Genomic DNA, 759 nt, shown 5'->3' on the forward strand with positions numbered 1-759 from the left:
CATCGACCAGTCGAGTCGGTGGAAGGAGCTGCTTCAGAGTTCCACCCGGCCTTTGGGTTGTTTTAGAGCAGCCTTAAAGTCGGTAATTGAAATTTTGTCATGTTTGCTCGCTGACCTGCGGGGTCTGCCGGAATGTGGGCGCGCTCCCAGTCCTGGTCAGGGGATGACCAGGGTGCCGGTGTTGATCACGGCGTGTGTTTGCGCAGGTGCGGCAGGTGACGGAAGGTGCGGTGCCGAGATAGTTGGTTGATGGTTTGTCGAAATGCGTAGTGCGCCAGTTCGACTGTTTGGTGGATTCGTGTGTGTTGCAGGTGTGGCTAATCTGCGGTCAGTCGCTTCAAGCGACACGGGGGTTAGTGGTGTGGTCGCTCCGGTGGCTGGCTGATTCACGTGTGGGTGCGGTGAATCGGTGAGTTGGCGGATCACGCAGGGGGTGTCATGGCGGTTGTACGTGAATTGGTGCTGGAGTCGCCCGCGGGCTGGATGTCCGTGAGTGCGCCGATCGGCTGCCCTGCCGGTTGTCGTCCCAGCTCGCGTCGGTGAAACCGCACATCGCCCAGCGCTGCCCACTGATTGGTGCGGCTCGGACGCGGTACCTGTAATTCACCACTGTCGCGGCAGCGTTCCTCGATCCGCTGTATCTGCGACTTCTGCAGTCTCACTGTTCCGCTGTGGCGGAACGGTTTCGCACGTCCCGTCACAGCGGCACGCCAAGCCGGTTCGTGAGTGGCGGGGGCATCGGTGAGGGGGAGCGGTTCT

Source organism: Lentzea atacamensis, from assembly GCF_003269295.1.
Classification (GTDB): domain Bacteria; phylum Actinomycetota; class Actinomycetes; order Mycobacteriales; family Pseudonocardiaceae; genus Lentzea; species Lentzea atacamensis.